We start from the raw sequence: 18,370 nt of genomic DNA on the forward strand, positions 1-18,370 counted from the left end.
CATAAAATTAATGACCTTAATAACACCAATTATCTCATGATCATCAAAATTAGTCAGTCAACTAGTTATGCATGTCGTAATTCATTAGAGTAATATAATACAGATCACTAGATACGTTACTATCTGAAATTTTAGAATTCTTGCCTCTAAAATTAAACCAATTATATTTAAACTCATCGATATAAATTACAGATATTACATCCTAAATATACATATTGATTACGCATCTAAGATCGATTTTTTTAATGTGTTATAATCTTTAATGTAACTACTAGCATACTAGTGCTTAGGTATAAAAAACATGTCTACATATCTTTTTACATCCGAATCAGTATCAGAAGGGCATCCTGATAAAATTGCTGATCAAATTTCTGATGCTATACTGGATGCCATCCTCAAACAAGATCCACGATCCAAGGTAGCCTGTGAAACATATGTAAAAACAGGTATGGTTATGGTGGGCGGTGAAATATCTACTACCGCCTGGGTAGACATCGAAGAAATTACTCGACAGAGCATTCGAGATATTGGCTATATTCATTCTGATATGGGGTTTGATGCAAACTCTTGCTCTGTGCTAAATGCTATTGGTAAACAATCACCTGATATTAATCAAGGCATCGATCGCCCCAACCCAGTTGAACAGGGGGCTGGTGATCAGGGATTAATGTTTGGATATGCAACCAATGAAACAGATGTCCTTATGCCCGCACCAATAACTTATGCACATCGATTAGTTCAGCGACAATCTCAAGTTCGAAAAAACGGCACATTACCCTGGCTTCGTCCAGACGCAAAAAGTCAGCTTACATTTCAATACGAAAACGGGAAGATTATTGGCATTGACACAGTTGTATTCTCCACTCAACATTCAGAAGAGATCTCACAAAGAGATATCCAAGAGGCGGTACTTGAAGAAATTATCAAACCCATCCTACCAAAACAATGGATTCGCAACACTATAAAGTACCATATTAACCCAACTGGTCGCTTTGTTATCGGCGGTCCAATGGCTGACTGCGGATTAACTGGTCGTAAAATTATAGTAGACACTTATGGAGGCATGGCTCGTCATGGTGGTGGGGCGTTCTCTGGAAAGGACCCCTCAAAAGTTGACCGCTCTGCTGCATATGCAGCAAGATATGTTGCAAAAAATATTATTGCTGCCGGACTTGCCGAAAAATGTGAAATTCAAATTTCTTATGCTATAGGAATCCCTGAGCCAACCTCGGTTATGATAGAAACATTTGGTACTGAAAAGATAAAAAATCAAGAACTTATTAAATTAGTATATAAAATATTTGACTTAAGACCATACGGTCTTATTCAGATGTTAAATTTGCTGCGCCCAATCTATCATGAAACCGCTACTTATGGTCATTTTGGTCGTGAACAGTTTCCATGGGAAAAAACCGATAAAGCTATTCAGCTACGGGAAGAATCTGGTCTAAAAAGACTTACTTCAATAGAATAAATTGTTGAATCTCTGATACTTGTTAAAATTTATATAAATTTCAAAAATTATACAAATCAATAGATATATCTATATCTAAGTAGTTAATTATCTATTTAATCTATTTAGATATAATCTGTTACATAGAATATGTATAGTAATAAATCCATTCCGAGATGAGTAATAAAAATAATGAAGCTGAACATTCTATAAAAAATATTAAAATACTTTAGAATCTTAAAATTATATAACAATTTAAGGGAAATATGCATCTATCATGATACAAACTATGCTGTACATATATGTAAATATAACAAAAAACTATCGATATAGAGACCATTTTCTATCATAACTACATGGACGTTTATTTAAAAAGAATAAACAGGAGAGTACATGAAATGCACTGTTCGGATTGGCAATTTAGAAAAATATAAAAATACCTGCATTGTTATAGGGGTTTTTGCATCTCGACGATTATCGCCAATTGCTGAAAAATTAGATAAAATTAGTAACGGTTACATTCGCTCTGTACTGATAAATAGCTCAATGCAAGGAAAAATTGGACAAACTCTGTTGTTACATCATGCGCCAAAGATTTTTTCTAAATGTATTTTACTAATTGGGTGTGGTAAAAAACGAGACATCAACCAAGAAAATTATAAAAAAATTATTTACAAAACTATTCAAAAATTAAACAACTCAGGGTTCACAAAGGCCATTTGTTTTCTTACTGAAACACCAGTTCATATTAAAGGCTGTAACGTATACTGGAGAATACGTCATGCTATAGAAGTAACTCACGATGCGATATATAGCTTTAATCAGCTAAAAAATAAAAAAAATTTACCAACATCCTCATTGAACAATGTTATCTTTAGTCTCTCTCAAAATAGCGAGCTCAGTATCGGAACACATGCCATAACACATGGTTTAGCTATTGCAAGTAGTATCAAAATAGCAAAAGACATTAGCAACATGCCGCCAAATATCTGCAATGCTTCTTATCTTGCCACGCAAGCACACCAGCTAGCCGAAGAATGGAGTCACAAAATAACTACTTATTCCATTGGGGAGAAAGAGATGACCGAGTTAGGCATGAATGCTTATCTCGCTGTTGGTCATGGATCGCGTAATGAATCTATAATGTCAGTAATTAAATATTCAGGTGCTTTAGATCCAAAAACTCATCCTATCATCTTAATTGGAAAAGGTGTAACCTTTGATACTGGTGGTATTTCACTTAAACCAAGTGAAAATATGGATGAAATGAAATATGATATGTGTGGTGCAGCTTCTGTGTATGGTGCTATGCGTGTAGCTGCTGAGCTTAACTTACCACTTAACATCATTGGAATTATGGCCGGTTGTGAAAACATGCCAGGTAGCTACGCTTATCGCCCAGGAGATATAGTTACTACCTTGTCCGGACAAACAGTAGAGGTATTAAATACTGATGCCGAAGGTCGATTAGTATTGTGTGATGTATTGACATATATTGAGCGCTTTCAGCCAGACACAGTAATTGATATAGCTACATTAACAGGTGCTTGCGTTGTCGCATTAGGGCATCACATGAGCGGATTATTTTCCAACTATAATCCACTAGCGAGTGAACTAAGAGTTGCAGCAGAACAAGCTGGAGATCACATCTGGAGACTGCCAATCACGGAGCAATATCAACAACAACTAGACTCCAATGTTGCTGATATAGCTAATATTGGCAAAAAACATGCCGGAGCTATTACCGCGGCTTGTTTTTTAGCACGTTTTACTCATAAGTACCATTGGGCACATCTAGATATAGCCGGAACAGCATGGCAGTCTGGACACATGAAAGGAGCTACCGGTCGACCAGTAGCTTTATTATCTCAGTTTTTAATCAATCGAGCCTATCGTATGAGCAGATCTTCCTAGGATGCCCCTAGAATGAATCAGAAATACACACACAAGACATGTGCAATCCGTGCAACGAAATTCCAGCGCGTTGCGATGCTAAAAATTTCTTTTTTTCTTATCTAACTTGTTCTAGATTGATGGAAATATTTAACTTATATCATGCTTAATAACTACATTAGTGGACGTTTTAAAAATATGCTGATGAAACACGCAAGCTTCTATCTTGTAGCACCTAATCAACAATTATCTACCATCACCACGCAAGAAGAATTAATTTGTAGTTTAGTTTACAAAATATGGCGTGATAAAAAAAAACGCGTATTAATCGCCTGTGCAAACAAAAAACAGGCGATTCGGTTAGATAATATTCTCTGGAAAAGCTTACCTTATTCTTTTATACCTCACAACATAACAAATGAAGGACCAAAACATGGCGCACCGGTAGAACTTACATGGGAAGATTCTTGCTCTAATAAAAAATACGATGTAGTCATTAATCTACTGACAAAATGCTCTAATTATATACTATCTTTTTATAACATAATAGATTTTGTTCCCATAGAGGAGTCATCGAAGAAATTAGCACGCGAGCGTTACAAACAATATCGCGAACAAGGGTTTAAATTACATACTATCAAACTATCTCATCCTCAGGTTAAATATCATTAAATGTCATTAGATAACAGAAACTATAAGTCTTTAATAAAGCCATTGCAAACCATCAAGTATTATCCCTGATAAATCAATACTAAAAACACACACTTCACTCTTATTTGATTATTTTAATGCAATCAATAAAAAATTATTCGCATGCAACACTAGTAAAATGTTAGATATCGATATACTCTATTATTTTATAGTTTAAAACTATATTGACTATTATCATAGAGGAATAAATGCAATACCCAATTAATGCAATATTCCAAACTTTACAAGGAGAAGGTATTTATGTGGGTGTTCCATCAATATTCATACGCCTGCAAGGATGCCCAGTTGGCTGTCAGTGGTGCGATACTAAATATACATGGGATAAAACATCTCAGAGAGAAATACCATGGAAATTAATCCCATTAAAAATTTCAAATAACAACTCGTGGGGATCAGCTGATACCACAGAAATTCTAGATACTATAATCGGCCTAGGCTGGACAGCAAAACATGTTGTCATAACTGGCGGCGAGCCATGTCTTTATGATCTGCGACCACTAAGTACCGCTTTGGAAGCTAGCGGATTAACTTGTCAAATAGAAACTAGCGGAACACATGTTGTATTATGCTCCATGAAAACTTGGGTTACGGTCTCTCCAAAAATCAAAAAAAATAAAAACTATAATTTACTATATCAAGCTTTAAAAAGAGCAGATGAAATTAAACACCCAGTTAGTCGCCAACGTGATATTGATGCATTAATTAACTGCATCAAAACAATTACAGATGAAAAAAAACGCATTATTTCGTTACAACCCATTAATCACAGAACCAGCGCTACGCAGCTCTGTATTAAAACTTGTATCCAGAAAAACTGGCGTTTATCGATGCAGACACACAAATATATAGACATCCCTTAATAGAATGATCTAAGAATCCAGCCTAATTATTTTATATTCTGTATAAGAATTTTTCTTAAAACTAAATAACCACTTAGACAGTCATCTGTATGATATCTTATGTGTTATCTTTTTAAGATATATTTTAAGATATATTTTATACTATAGCATTAAATATATAATATTCTGCATAATATTTTTGTGCTATAGATTGATGTCTAATGTTATTTTACATCATCTAAGTCATCTAATTAAAATTAGATAACAGAAACGAGCCAAAAAGCATTATTCAAAATCAGTGACAAATACATTATTAATTTCAGTATATCATATTTATCAAGATATCAATAATGACGAGTCTAAATTTCATAAAAAACGCTATAGCTATAAACATAGGATGAAAAACTTATATATTATATCATATTATATAAAATACTAATCTTTACATAGCTTAACTACCTTGTCTTTTCTTTTAAAATTTTATATGGTATTATATACGATATATGCACCCAGAATTACAGGTTTCTTGCACTGTAACTGCACTAAGAGCCGGAAGGGCTAGTTTAATTTTTTCACCAATCCAGACAGCTAATACCTCACTTGTTGGGTTTTCAAGGCCCGGTATCTGATTTAAATTAGCATGGTCCAGCTGAGTGTAGAGTGGCTTAAATGCAAGCTTAATATCAGAAAAGTCCATTACCCAACCAGTATGCGGATTAATTTCTGCAGTCACCTCCAGGCGAACTGCAAAAGAATGTCCATGCAGATTACCGCACTTATGACCATTAGGTACGTAAGGTAAATAATGCGCAGCTTCAAATTTAAAATCTTTAAATAATGTTATCATTATACCACCTCACTTCATAAAGGTTTATTAATCACTGCTATAGCTACAGTTTTTTTTAAAATACCTTAAAATATTTTACACAAGATTTTGCATCACGTAAGATAGAGCGTGCTAACTTAAGCATTTATAACTATAACTACTAATACATTATCCATAAAATATTTATCTCCACTTTAATTAATGTGTTACTAACCGTATAATTTTACCATCTATGTAAATTGTCACATAATAAAATATGCATTTATCTACCATACTTCATCAATATTCCGACTAATAAGATCAAATCTTATATCTCGATGCCATTTTTTATCCTTCAAAAGATAACCTAAAGACATGATAAGGAAAATCCTAATAAAAGAAGATACTGATTTCTCGTAATCAGCGAGATATTTACTTGTAATATAAGTACATTTATTTCAGAATAGACATTCTGATAAAGTATCATTTTGCATAATACTCAAATAACTAACTTGCAACAAAAATCATCTTTTTGTTGATAGAAGAATACTTTAGATAATTATTTAATTAATGTCTTATGTGAATTTAGAATAACCCTTCTTTATCAGTTTTGCGTGTTAACCGTTACCTTATCGATATCGATCTCTAACTCTGGGATTTTTGATATAATGACTACTAAAGTACCTGTAAAAAATATACCACCCATCGAAGCAGAAAAACTATCTCATGTGCAATCTGCTACAGACGATTGTACAGTGGTTCAACTAGCCTGGTTATCTGGCTATTTCTGGGGGAAGATGCACCAAGAAAAAAACAATTACTCTAACACTAAGTTAAAACTAACCCAGCCCCAATCTGTGACAATCATATCTGCTTCACAGACTGGAAATGCACGTAATCTTGCCGAGAAATTACGTATTGAGTGCCTAACAGAAAAACTAAATGTAAATCACATCCATGCTTGTGATTATAAATTTAAACATATCAGCCGTGAAAGACTATTAGTTTTAATCACATGCACACAAGGAAATGGTGAGCCACCCGAAGAAGCAATCGCATTATATCGATTTTTAATATCTAAAAACGCGCCTGCAATGCATTCTCTTGCATTTTCGGTATTTGGATTAGGAGATAGCTCCTATGAACTATTTAGTCAAGCAGGTAAAGATTTTGATAAAAGACTAGCTGAATTAGGTGGTGAGCGTCTTCTTGATCGCGTAGATGCTGACATAGAATATTCCGAACAAGCTCAGGCATGGCGCGCTCAACTTATTCAGATATTAAAAAAACGAGTCCTTCTTGCATCTGACCAGATAGATTATGAGATAAAGGATAATACTAATAAAATTAACTGTATAACTTATACTAAACATGAACCGCTGAAAGCACGTTTATTGGTTAATCAAAAAATTACTGGACGAGGATCAGAAAAAGACGTACGCCACATTGAAATAGACCTTATGCATTCTAATTTGCGCTATACACCAGGCGATGCCCTTGGTGTATGGTTTGAAAATAACACCTTATTAGTGCAGGAATTACTAGAACTCTTATCGTTTACAGGGAAAGAGCTAGTTTCAGTAAAAGGAGAGAATATCCCCATCGCAGAGGCGCTAAAAAAACATTTTGAACTTACTGTTAATACACCAAAAATAGTTGAAAACTATGCTAAGCTCTCAAAAAGTGAGATCTTATTAAAACAAGTTAATAATAAAAATACATCATTACAAAAGTATGCGCAAAATACACCTATTGTTGATATGATTCGCTTTTCTAAAAGTCAGATAAGCGCCGAAGAACTTATTAGCATACTACGTCCATGTACGCCACGGTTATACTCGATATCATCTTCGCAAGAAGAAAATGAAAATGAAGTGCATATTACTGTTAATGTAGTACGCTTTCGCATAGATGGGCGCGATAGAGCCGGAGGGGCTTCTAGTTATTTAGCAGACCATTTAAGTATAGGCGATGAAGTACGTATTTTTATTGAAAAAAATGATAATTTTCGCTTACCAGAAAACCCACAAACACCAATAATCATGATTGGAGCCGGAACAGGCATTGCGCCATTTCGAGCCTTCATGCAGCAACGTGACTGCGAAGAATCTACTGGTAAGAACTGGCTATTCTTTGGTAATCCACGCTTTACAGAGGATTTTCTTTATCAAATAGAATGGCAGAGATACATCAAAGACGGTCTACTCACTCGAATAGATTTATCTTGGTCACGTGATCAAAGTCAAAAAATTTACGTACAAGACAAAATCCGTGCTAATGGCAAAGAAGTATGGAGCTGGATTAAAAACGGTGCGCATCTTTATGTATGTGGTGCTGCACATTATATGGCAAAAGATGTAGAAAAAGCATTAATAGAAATTATTACAAAATTCGGTTCCATGGGTGCAGCAGAGGCTAGTGACTTATTAAGTGATTTACGTATTCAGCGCCGCTATCAGAGAGATATCTACTAATGAGTAATCAAAAATATTCTGGACCGCTATTAATTAAAGGTAAGTTGGTTGATGCTGAACGCATGAAGGCGCAAAGTTGTTATTTACGTGGAAGTATTTCTGAAGATTTAAATAATAATCTCAGCGGTGGTTTTAGTGGTGATAATTTCTTTCTAATTCGTTTTCATGGAATGTACCAACAAGATGATCGCGATCTTCGTGCTGAGCGCGCAGAGCAGAAGCTAGATGCAAAACATGCCATGATGTTACGTTGTCGCTTACCAGGTGGTATTATAACCACAGGACAATGGTTAGCTATAGATAAATTTGCTACAGAAAATACTTTATATGGCAGTATTCGTTTAACTAATCGCCAAACTTTTCAATTTCATGGTATTTTAAAAAAAAACCTAAAATTAACACATAAAATACTTAATAGCGTTGGCTTAGATTCGCTAGGTACTGCCAATGATGTGAATCGTAATGTATTATGTAGTTCGAACCCAATGGAATCTATATTACATCAGGAAGTCTATGAGACTGCAAAAAAAATATCTGAGCATCTACTACCACGCACCAAAGCTTATGCTGAGATATGGCTTGACAAACAACAAGCAACTACTATTTCTGACTCAGAACCCATTTTAGGTAAAACCTACTTACCTCGTAAATTTAAGACCACATTTGTCATTCCACCGCATAATGAGGTTGATCTACACGCAAATGATATGAATTTTATTGCCATTACTGAAAATGGAATCTTAACTGGTTTTAACTTATTAGTGGGCGGTGGCCTCTCAATAGATCATAATGATAAGACAACTTATCCAAGAACTGCAACTGAATTTGGTTATTTATCTAAAAATAACATTCTTAAAATAGCAGAAGCAGTAATTTCTGTTCAGCGTGACTGGGGAAATCGTACTAATCGTAAAAATGCTAAAACTAAGTATACCCTAGAGCGTGTTACTCCTCATGTCTTTAAAGCTGAAGTTGAAAATCGTTCCGGTGTAACTTTTGAGCCAATACGTCATTATCACTTCATAACTCGCGGAGATCGTTTTGGGTGGGTGCATGGTATAGACGATAAATGGAATTTAACCTTATTTATTGAAAATGGTCGGCTTTTAGATTACCCAAATCGTCCTTTAAAAACTGGTATAGCAGAAATTGCTAAAATTCATAAGGGTGTTTTTAGATTAACAGCAAATCAAAATTTAATCGTATCAGGAGTAACGCAATCAGAAAAAGAAAAAATTGAAACAATGGCGCGATTATATGGTCTCATGGGAAACACGAGCCATCAGCGTCATCATTCAATGGCGTGCGTTTCATTTCCAACATGCCCTCTAGCCATGGCCGAAGCAGAGCGAATTTTACCGGAATTTGTCACACATATAGAAAAAATTATGAAAAAATATGGCATGGAAGATGAATATATCGTGCTGCGCATTACCGGATGTCCAAATGGATGCGCTCGTGCATTGCTGGCTGAAATTGGATTAATAGGAAGATCACCTGGACGCTACAATATGTACCTAGGTGGTAATCGTATTGGTACGCGAATTCCTCGCATATATCAAAAAAATATTAGCATAGAAGATGCCTTAAAAATCCTTGATAAATTAATTTATCAATGGTCTAATTTAAGAGAAGAAAATGAAGGATTTGGTGATTTTGCTATTCGAAATAGCCTTATTAAACCAGTACTGGATCCAGCCAGAGATTTTTGGCAATAACGGAGAGATAAGTGGAAATACTTAACCTTATGGAGCTATGCCAGTTATCAAAAAAAGAACGCGCTATAGCACTTGAGAGTATTAATCATGAGTTAACTAAGCTACCATCTGAGGATCGTGTTAAGTGGGGGCTAGAAAACCTACCAGGAGAAGCTATTTTAACATCTAGTTTTGGTATACAGTCAGTGGTTAGTCTACATCTAGTCACACAACAAAAAACTGATATCTCAGTAGTTCTTACTGATACTGGTTATTTATTTCCAGAAACCTATCAGTTTATTGATCACTTGACCGAAAAAATGCAACTAAAATTACATGTTTTTCGCTGTTTGCAAAGTCCAGCCTGGCAAGAATCAAGATACGGAAAATTGTGGGAGCAAGGCATAGAAGGCATTGAAAAATATAATCAGATAAATAAAATAGAACCTCTAAAGCGCGCGATAAAAGAATTAAACGCTAAAACCTGGTTTGCAGGTCTTCGCCGTACTCAAGCAAGTACTCGCGCAAATCTACCAATTCTAACAATTCAGCATGGTATTTTTAAGCTGCTTCCGATTATTGATTGGGATAATCGAAAAATTTTTAATTATATCAAGAAACACAATCTTAATTACCATCCTTTATGGAATCTTGGTTATGTATCCATTGGAGATGTTCATACTACGAAAAAATTAGAAACAGGGATGAAAGAAGAAGATACTCGATTTTTTGGTCTAAAAAGAGAATGCGGCTTGCATGAAGATTAAAAATGTATCTATGATGATTTGGGTAATATTAGACATAACACTTTTATAATAGTCTTTAATGTACTATATTACACCTAAAATAATATATACGTTCTATGATATTACTTTATATAATTTAATATTTTGTTAGCTCACAATTCCACAATAAGCGATAGTTTAGTAAGTCGAAATTTCTAAAAGAAAACACAATAAAATTAAAAATGTACAATACTCTTTAATTTTAGTTTGTACTCAATGTAAAAACAATAAAAATCTATATTAGCTATTGAATTTTTAAAAGTTTTTCTCCAGCATTCTTGGTATGATAGAGATATATTTGATATTTTAAGCATAGACTCACTATTTATGCTCGATAGAGTATCTATATCCAATTTTATAAAAAATAAAATTCTAAAAATATAAATATATAAACAATATTTTAGATTTATAAACAATAAAAATATTAATGTCATTAATATTTTTATTACATGTTATGTCTTATTAGAACGCTATTTACATATAAGGCGCTAAATTAATATGAACTGCCTGTATTAAAAATTAATACTTTATTAGTGAAAATAATTTTGGCGCAATACTCCTTAATTATCTTTTCTATTAAAACTCATAAGTGTGCTATGTACAACACGTATACTCAAGATGATGCGCAGAAAAATTTTCTATATTTTTATAGTTTCTAACCTAGAATCACTCAAACATCATAAAATAATCTTAAATAAGATGGATAATTATCCAATCAAATAAATATCATCTATTTGATTATTTAGAATAAATACTAAAATTTATAAATAGAATAAATACTAAAATTTATAAATATAATCTTTGTTGTATTAATAAATTTTTAGAATCATCGCTATGTTCGAAATGACTATTAAACTATGAAACTACTATATTTATTATGTTCATAACACTTATTGTTCTATTAGACTTGAAAATTACAGTACTTGTTTTTTACTACATTATGTTAAACTTATTTTATAATTACTAATTTTAAGTAATAATTTATTACGCTTCAGGATAGCACATATACTCCTGTATCAGCTTATGTTACTATGAAGGTTCATGTGGATTATTTACCTATTTTTGCTAATCTCAGACAAAAACCAGTACTAGTAGTAGGCGGTGGTCAAATAGCGGCACGAAAAATTCAACTGCTAAATCAGGCTGGAGCTAATGTACGGGTTGTGTCTTGCAAATTATCTAAAACACTATTAGATATGTTAGCAATGAATCACCTCCAATGGATAGCAAAGATTTATCACCCTAACCAACTTGCACAAGTTTTTCTGGTAATTGCTGCCACGGATGATTCTCAACTAAATAGCCGAATATATCAAGATGCCACTGATCGATATCTTCTAGCCAATGTAGTAGATGAACTACCAAACTGTTCTTTTATTTTTCCTTCTATTATTGACCGATCTCCAGTAGTCATAGCTATTTCATCTGGTGGAACAGCTCCTGTGCTATCACGATTATTACGTGAAAAAATAGAATCTTTACTACCAGCTCATATAGGGCAAATGGCAAAAATAGCAAATCAGTGGCGTAGTAAAGTAAAAGCACGTTTTTATATACTGTCAGACCGTCGTCATTTTTGGGATAAAGCTTTTAACGGTTTATTCTCTAGCCACATAGCCTCTGGAAATATAGACGAGGCCAAGCGTGTTTTAGATCGCCAGCTAGGTGATATAAACGCATCACTAGGTGAAATCATTCTAGTAGGCGCTGGACCAGGTAGCAGCGGACTGCTAACTTTGCGTGGATTACAGGCGATGCAGTTAGCTGATGTATTGTTATATGATTATTTAGTCAGTGATGAAATTTTAAACTTAGGTCGACGAGATGCTGAGCGAATCTGCGTAGGAAAGCGTGCTAATTCTCATAGCATTTCGCAAAAAGATATTAACCATATGTTAGTAACATTAGCTAAACAAGGTAAAAGGGTGGTTCGTTTAAAAGGTGGTGATCCCTTCATCTTTGGTCGTGGCGGAGAAGAACTTCAAGCGGCAGCATCAGCTGGCATTCCATTTCAGGTTGTACCCGGTGTAACTGCGGCGATCGGTGTTACTGCATATGCCGGTATTCCATTGACACATAGAGACTATGCACAGAGCGTTTTATTTGTCACCGGACATTGCCGAGATAACGGGGCAGTCATAGACTGGTCAACTCTGTCTCACTCTGATCAGACGCTAGTGATTTATATGGGCTCTATAACTGCAGATAAAATTTCTCACCAATTAATCAGACATGGTCGCGATCTAAAAACACCCGTGGCTGTTATTAGTCGAGGAACACATCAAGACCAGCAGGTTAAAACCGGAACATTACAAAACCTATTCGAACTCACACGACATACCTCCGCTCCAACGTTATTAGTTATAGGTGCGGTAGTTAATCTACACCAACAACTAGCATGGTATCAAAATTCCAAGAAAATACATGGATAACAAGTTTATATATTCTAATTTTTCTTAAGGGCATATTATGGATTTAAAAAAACTAACCTATCTACGTCAACTAGAGGCGGAAAGTATTTATATTATCCGCGAGGTTGTAGCAGAGTTCACTAATCCAGTAATGTTATATTCTATTGGAAAAGACTCATCAGTTATGTTGCATTTAGCACGTAAAGCTTTCTACCCAGGAACCATATCCTTTCCCCTGTTACATGTGGATACCGGATGGAAATTTCACGAAATGTACGAGTTTCGTGATCATACTGTAAAAAAACTGGGTATAGAACTATTAGTGTATCGTAACCCAAAAGGGGAAGAGATAAACATTAATCCATTTGAACATAGCAGCGCACAATATACAGATATTATGAAAACTGAAGGCCTCAAACAGGCCCTAGATAAATATAGCTTCGATGCAGCTTTCGGCGGCGCCCGCCGTGATGAGGAAAAATCACGCGCTAAAGAACGTATCTATTCCTTCCGCGATCGCTTTCATCGATGGGACCCTAAAAACCAACGCCCAGAATTATGGAATAACTATAATGGAATCATTAATCAAGGTGAAAGTATTCGTGTATTTCCACTCTCCAACTGGACCGAAATAGATATCTGGGAATATATTTCTCTTGAACATATTGAAATTGTTCCATTATATCTAGCCGCTGTTCGTCCAGTTCTAAAACGTAATGATATAATCATGGTAATTGATGATAATCGAATAAACTTAAAACCTGGTGAAATTATTAAGAAACAAATGGTGCGGTTTCGAACCCTTGGCTGCTGGCCGCTAACTGGCGCAGTAGAATCAACAGCAAATACAGTACCTGCTATCATCTCCGAAATGCTTCTCAGTAAAAATAGCGAGCGAACAGGTCGCATGATAGACCACGATCAAACTAGCTCTATGGAACTAAAAAAACGACAAGGTTATTTCTAAGGAAATTTTATGACCAATTTTATTACAACAGATAACCTAACTCAAAAAAAATCAAAAATATGCATACATAAAGAAAAAAACCAAAGCCTATTGCGATTTCTTACATGTGGCAGTGTAGATGACGGTAAAAGTACACTTATCGGTCGCTTATTACATGACACAAAACACGTTTATGACGATCAGTTAATATCATTAAAAAATGATAGTAAGCGTCATGGGTCTCAAGGAGATAAACTGGATCTGGCATTTTTAGTAGATGGATTACAAGCTGAACGTGAACAAGGTATCACTATTGATGTTGCCTATCGCTATTTTTCTACTAATCGTCGTAAATTTATTATCGCTGATACCCCGGGGCATGAACAATATACGCGTAATATGGCAACTGGCGCTTCTACTTGTGACCTAGCCATCCTACTTATTGACGCACGAAAAGGAATTTTACAGCAAACCCGCCGGCATAGTTTAATTGCTACACTTTTAGGAATTAAACACTTAATTGTGGCTATTAATAAAATGGATTTAGTACATTACAGGGAAGAGGTTTTTCAGACAATTCAGAGAGATTTTCTTGATTTTTCAACCAAACTTCCTGCTATTGTTGATATTCACTGTATACCTATATCCGCTTTAGAGGGTGTCAATGTTACTGGAGCCATTGGTCAAATACATTGGTATAAAGGCTCAACTCTTTTAAAACTATTAGAGACTACTGAAGTCCATTGTAGAATTATAAAACAACCCATGCGCTTTCCAGTACAATATATTAATCGCCCAAATTTTGATTTTCGTGGTTATTCTGGCACACTTTCTTCTGGAGTTTTACAAGTAGGGCAATTAATAAAAGCCATGCCAAGCGGCATAAAATCCAATATATCTCGCATAGTGACATTTGATGGTAATCTAGACTATGCCATTGCGGGAGAAGCTATTACTGTGGTATTACAAAACGAAATTGATATTAGCCGCGGAGATATTCTAATAGACGCAGAGGATGCATTAATACCAGTTCGATCTGCTAGTATAGATATAGTCTGGATGGCAAAAAAACCCCTTATTCCAGGCAGTATTTTTAATATAAAAATCGCCAATAAATTAACATCCATGCGTATTGATAAAATTTGTTACCAAATAAATATTAATAACTTTACGCAGCATGCTAGTAAAGAGCTTCCATTAAACGCGATAGGTCGTATAGATGTTATCTTTGACGAAATGCTTTCAGTTGATGTTTATGAACAAAATCAAATAACTGGCTCAATGATTATCATCGATCGTCTCACTAACGCTACCGTAGGAGCCGGAATGATACGTCAAGTATTACCAGACCCTGTGACTGTTAATACTAACGGAATCAACTATGAGTCTTTCGAGATAGAGCTAAAGGCTCTTATACGTCGTCATTTCCCGCATTAGAACGCATCTTATATTACAACATAGGCGAAACATAATGCAAGACCAGAAAAATATAATATGGCATAGTCATCCAATTAATCGAGCATCTCGAGAAACTCTACATGGCCATCAAGGTATAGTTTTATGGTTTACTGGCCTATCTGGTTCTGGTAAATCCACCATAGCTGGATCAGTAGAAGAAAAACTTTATCAGCTAGGTATCAGCAGTTATTTGCTTGATGGGGATAATTTAAGGCATGGTTTATGCAGAGACCTTGGTTTTGATAAACCTGATCGTTATGAAAATATCCGAAGAGTTGGTGAAGTGGCTAAACTCATGGTAGATGCCGGGTTAATTGTTCTGACTGCGTTAATTTCCCCTTATCGATCCGAACGTCAAATGGTTCGTGAGATGTTAACAGAAGAGAAATTTTTAGAGATTTTTGTCGATACACCTTTTGCCATATGTGAGGCGCGTGACCCAAAAGGTTTATATCAGAAAGCGCGTAGCGGAACAGTACGCTACTTTACTGGTATTAATTCAGAATATCAGATTCCAATCCAACCTGAAATGCGACTAAATGGTGAATACAAGGTATCGCATTTATCTGAGCAAGTATTGGAACTTTTGCGTTCAAAAAATATTCTCACAACTTAAAATAATAATTTAATATATATTTTCTTAAAAAAATTCAAAAAATAGTTTCTTATAAATTTCATCATATTTTAGTTTTATATTACCTAAAGCGTAAAATAAAAAATTTAATATTATTAATTTTTTACAATTTCGAAAGATAACGACCATTTCTAAAAATCGTGAAAATAATTTAATATAGAGAAATGTTGAATAAAGAGGTATTGTGGATAAATTAATATTATTATTACTAGTTCTTTTAAGTTGGCTGCAATATTCTCTTTGGTTGGGAAAAAATGGAATAAATAGTTTTCACCATATCAACAGTGATCTAAAACTACAGAAAGAATATAATTCTCTGCTTAAAGATAGAAATGAAAAACTTTTATCGAGAATCAATGATTTAAATAATTCTGACGAAATTCTTGAAGATCCAAATACTGAATAAAATCCAAGATACATAACAAATAAGAATTCTATATGACTTTATATTATGTATTGTAAATACAATGTTATTAAAATAATTCTGAGAAATAAAATCTAGTCTGCCAGAAAAATTACTATTTATGCTCTGATCAAGGGTCATGGCTATAAACGTATTAAACAATCAGGTTAGATTTTTATATATAAAATGAAGCATCATGGGAAATAATACCTCATTAATGGATGTAATCGCTATAGTACCTGCCGCAGGAATAGGTAGTCGTATGCAATCCAAGCGACCTAAGCAATACCTCATTGTCGCCGGAAAAACAATTCTAGAACATACTTTGAATGTATTGTTACAAAATATAGAGATTAAAAAAATAATAGTTGCGCTACATCCAGAAGATGTATACTTTAATCATCTATCAGTAGCTCACAATTTACGTATTACTACTGTTACGGGTGGCAAATGGCGTGCAAATTCAGTGCTAGCAGCTCTCCAAGCGGCTCCACCTGTTCAATGGGTATTGATACATGATGCTGCGCGACCTTGTTTACGATCAGAAGATTTAGAGCGTATTCTACGTCTTACTTTAAGTAGCAAAATTGGTGGCATTCTAGCGATTCCAGTACGTGATACCATCAAACAAGCGGGAGATGGAAATAATCAGATTCATGCTAGTATACAGCGTAAGTCCTTGTGGCATGCATTAACACCGCAATTATTTCCATTAAAATTACTATTAAATTGCTTACAAAGAGTAATTGATTTAGGGAAAAATATTACTGATGAGGCATCAGCACTAGAATTCTGTGGCTATCAACCTGAATTAATTAAAGGACACAGTGATAATGTAAAAATTACATATCCAGAAGATTTAGCGCTAGCTGAAGCTTATCTTTCTACAAAAGTTGATCTATCAGGACATATCATGCGCATTGGTCACGGTTTTGACATACACGCATTTGGCGGTATTAGACCACTAATTTTATGTGGTGTTCTCATTCCTAATAGTCAAGGACTTCTAGCTCACTCTGATGGTGATGTGGCTCTTCATGCACTCACAGATGCATTGATTGGCGCAGCAGCTCTTGGGGATATAGGGACTCTTTTTTCCGAAAGTAATCCTCTTTATGCAGGAATAGATAGTCGTTTTCTTTTACGTGAAGTTTTTTCACGTGTTACAGAAAAGAACTATCAAATTGGAAATGTTGATATTACAATCATTGCACAGATTCCAAAAATTATTCCATATATAACACAAATGCGTATAAATATTTCAGAAGATTTATGTATAAATCAAGACAGTGTGAACATCAAGGCTACAACTACAGAAAAACTAGGCTGTATTGGGCGTAAAGAAGGCATTGCCTGTGAAGCTGTTTTATTGTTAAAAAAATCTTAAATAATTAAAGCAAGATTATCTGTTACAGATAATAACACCCTAAACTAAGACTATGTTTAGTAGTATGTATATACTAAAATTTAAATGTTATTCAATCAGAATCATTTATATTTTCATAAAAAGATATTTATTAATAATAAAAACCGAAAACCATCATTACAGATTAAAAATAAATCCTCATTATCAATGATAATAACAATTTTGTTATGTTTATAACTAAAATTAATAATTCTAATCATCTTAAAGTTTATGAATAATCAGTACTGTATGACTTTTTTCAGATTTAAAGACTGATTTTAATTTTATAAGATTAAAAAAATCACGCCTCTAGAACCGTCTAATAAACATTAATTAAGCATATTGATCTGTCTCTGCATTATATTTTAGATATCAAAATCACTTTAATCAGATATTTTTTACTTTACACACTATATTTGAAATATATCATATACTTATAATAATATCTACAAAATA

The 18,370-nt window shown here is 34.2% G+C and carries 14 protein-coding genes and 1 pseudogene; 14 read left to right on the forward strand and 1 reads right to left on the reverse strand.

The features are described from left to right. The first annotated feature begins 301 nt into the window (after window positions 1-301). The 4 genes from metK to queE all read left to right on the forward strand — a co-directional run bounded on the left by metK (window position 302) and on the right by queE (window position 4,917). The gene (gene metK / locus ERCISPPS3390_RS02935) at window positions 302-1,474 is read left to right on the forward strand and encodes a methionine adenosyltransferase (protein ID WP_197095314.1); all 1,173 of its coding nucleotides are present in this window, start codon (window positions 302-304) and stop codon (window positions 1,472-1,474) included. A gap of 372 nt (window positions 1,475-1,846) precedes the next feature. Beyond that, complete coding sequence (gene pepA / locus ERCISPPS3390_RS02940; protein WP_197095315.1) at window positions 1,847-3,367, forward strand: leucyl aminopeptidase; 1,521 nt, start codon at window positions 1,847-1,849, stop codon at window positions 3,365-3,367. Window positions 3,368-3,508: 141 nt separating this feature from the next. Further along, window positions 3,509-4,018 (forward strand): DNA polymerase III subunit chi, encoded by a 510-nt coding sequence (locus ERCISPPS3390_RS02945; RefSeq protein ID WP_231517347.1) that lies wholly within the window; start codon window positions 3,509-3,511, stop codon window positions 4,016-4,018. A gap of 227 nt (window positions 4,019-4,245) precedes the next feature. After that, complete coding sequence (queE, locus tag ERCISPPS3390_RS02950; RefSeq protein WP_197095317.1) at window positions 4,246-4,917, forward strand: 7-carboxy-7-deazaguanine synthase QueE; 672 nt, start codon at window positions 4,246-4,248, stop codon at window positions 4,915-4,917. A gap of 469 nt (window positions 4,918-5,386) precedes the next feature. Here queE and queD read toward each other — a convergent pair whose 3' ends face one another. Next, the gene (gene queD, locus ERCISPPS3390_RS02955; protein WP_197095419.1) at window positions 5,387-5,746 is read right to left on the reverse strand and encodes a 6-carboxytetrahydropterin synthase QueD; all 360 of its coding nucleotides are present in this window, start codon (window positions 5,744-5,746) and stop codon (window positions 5,387-5,389) included. A 623-nt stretch (window positions 5,747-6,369) separates the two neighbouring features. On the opposite strand from queD, the gene cysJ reads away from it, so the two are divergent. From cysJ to ispF, 10 genes and pseudogenes are all read left to right on the forward strand, one after another. After that, the gene (cysJ, locus tag ERCISPPS3390_RS02960; RefSeq protein WP_197095318.1) at window positions 6,370-8,175 is read left to right on the forward strand and encodes an NADPH-dependent assimilatory sulfite reductase flavoprotein subunit; all 1,806 of its coding nucleotides are present in this window, start codon (window positions 6,370-6,372) and stop codon (window positions 8,173-8,175) included. Continuing rightward, window positions 8,175-9,893 carry an assimilatory sulfite reductase (NADPH) hemoprotein subunit gene (gene cysI / locus ERCISPPS3390_RS02965; protein ID WP_197095319.1) on the forward strand — a complete coding sequence of 573 codons (1,719 nt, stop codon included), beginning with the start codon at window positions 8,175-8,177 and terminating at the stop codon, window positions 9,891-9,893. Before cysJ ends, cysI begins: the two co-directional genes overlap by 1 nt. Window positions 9,894-9,904: 11 nt before the next feature. Next, window positions 9,905-10,639 carry a phosphoadenylyl-sulfate reductase gene (locus ERCISPPS3390_RS02970; protein WP_197095320.1) on the forward strand — a complete coding sequence of 245 codons (735 nt, stop codon included), beginning with the start codon at window positions 9,905-9,907 and terminating at the stop codon, window positions 10,637-10,639. Window positions 10,640-11,700: 1,061 nt separating this feature from the next. Further along, complete coding sequence (gene cysG / locus ERCISPPS3390_RS02975; RefSeq protein WP_197095321.1) at window positions 11,701-13,089, forward strand: siroheme synthase CysG; 1,389 nt, start codon at window positions 11,701-11,703, stop codon at window positions 13,087-13,089. 37 nt (window positions 13,090-13,126) lie between these two features. Beyond that, entirely contained in the window at window positions 13,127-14,035 is a 909-nt protein-coding gene (gene cysD / locus ERCISPPS3390_RS02980) for a sulfate adenylyltransferase subunit CysD (protein ID WP_197095322.1), read from the forward strand. Between the two features lie 9 nt (window positions 14,036-14,044). Next, window positions 14,045-15,451, forward strand: a complete 1,407-nt coding sequence (gene cysN, locus ERCISPPS3390_RS02985; protein WP_197095323.1) for a sulfate adenylyltransferase subunit CysN — start codon at window positions 14,045-14,047, stop codon at window positions 15,449-15,451. Between the two features lie 31 nt (window positions 15,452-15,482). Then, window positions 15,483-16,088, forward strand: a complete 606-nt coding sequence (gene cysC / locus ERCISPPS3390_RS02990) for an adenylyl-sulfate kinase (RefSeq protein ID WP_414626234.1) — start codon at window positions 15,483-15,485, stop codon at window positions 16,086-16,088. 202 nt (window positions 16,089-16,290) lie between these two features. Next, complete coding sequence (locus ERCISPPS3390_RS02995; RefSeq protein ID WP_197095325.1) at window positions 16,291-16,512, forward strand: septum formation initiator family protein; 222 nt, start codon at window positions 16,291-16,293, stop codon at window positions 16,510-16,512. A 193-nt stretch (window positions 16,513-16,705) separates the two neighbouring features. After that, a pseudogene (gene ispD / locus ERCISPPS3390_RS03370) lies at window positions 16,706-17,413 on the forward strand (2-C-methyl-D-erythritol 4-phosphate cytidylyltransferase); the annotation flags it as partial. A 9-nt stretch (window positions 17,414-17,422) separates the two neighbouring features. Continuing rightward, window positions 17,423-17,896: a 2-C-methyl-D-erythritol 2,4-cyclodiphosphate synthase gene (gene ispF, locus ERCISPPS3390_RS03375; protein WP_231517356.1), complete on the forward strand. Its 474-nt coding sequence runs from the start codon at window positions 17,423-17,425 to the stop codon at window positions 17,894-17,896. Window positions 17,897-18,370 lie beyond the last annotated feature (474 nt).

Source organism: Candidatus Erwinia haradaeae, from assembly GCF_900698885.1.
GTDB lineage: Bacteria > Pseudomonadota > Gammaproteobacteria > Enterobacterales > Enterobacteriaceae > Erwinia_E > Erwinia_E haradaeae_H.

Excerpts from the sequence above, each read along its gene's own strand:
- queE (WP_197095317.1), top strand. The coding sequence starts at position 4,246 with ATGCAATACCCAATTAATGCAATATTCCAAACTTTACAAGGAGAAGGT.
- cysN (WP_197095323.1), top strand. The coding sequence starts at position 14,045 with ATGACCAATTTTATTACAACAGATAACCTAACTCAAAAAAAATCAAAA.
- cysD (WP_197095322.1), top strand. The coding sequence starts at position 13,127 with ATGGATTTAAAAAAACTAACCTATCTACGTCAACTAGAGGCGGAAAGT.
- cysJ (WP_197095318.1), top strand. The coding sequence starts at position 6,370 with ATGACTACTAAAGTACCTGTAAAAAATATACCACCCATCGAAGCAGAA.
- ERCISPPS3390_RS02945 (WP_231517347.1), top strand. The coding sequence starts at position 3,509 with ATGCTTAATAACTACATTAGTGGACGTTTTAAAAATATGCTGATGAAA.
- pepA (WP_197095315.1), top strand. The coding sequence starts at position 1,847 with ATGAAATGCACTGTTCGGATTGGCAATTTAGAAAAATATAAAAATACC.
- metK (WP_197095314.1), top strand. The coding sequence starts at position 302 with ATGTCTACATATCTTTTTACATCCGAATCAGTATCAGAAGGGCATCCT.
- ispF (WP_231517356.1), top strand. The coding sequence starts at position 17,423 with ATGCGCATTGGTCACGGTTTTGACATACACGCATTTGGCGGTATTAGA.
- cysI (WP_197095319.1), top strand. The coding sequence starts at position 8,175 with ATGAGTAATCAAAAATATTCTGGACCGCTATTAATTAAAGGTAAGTTG.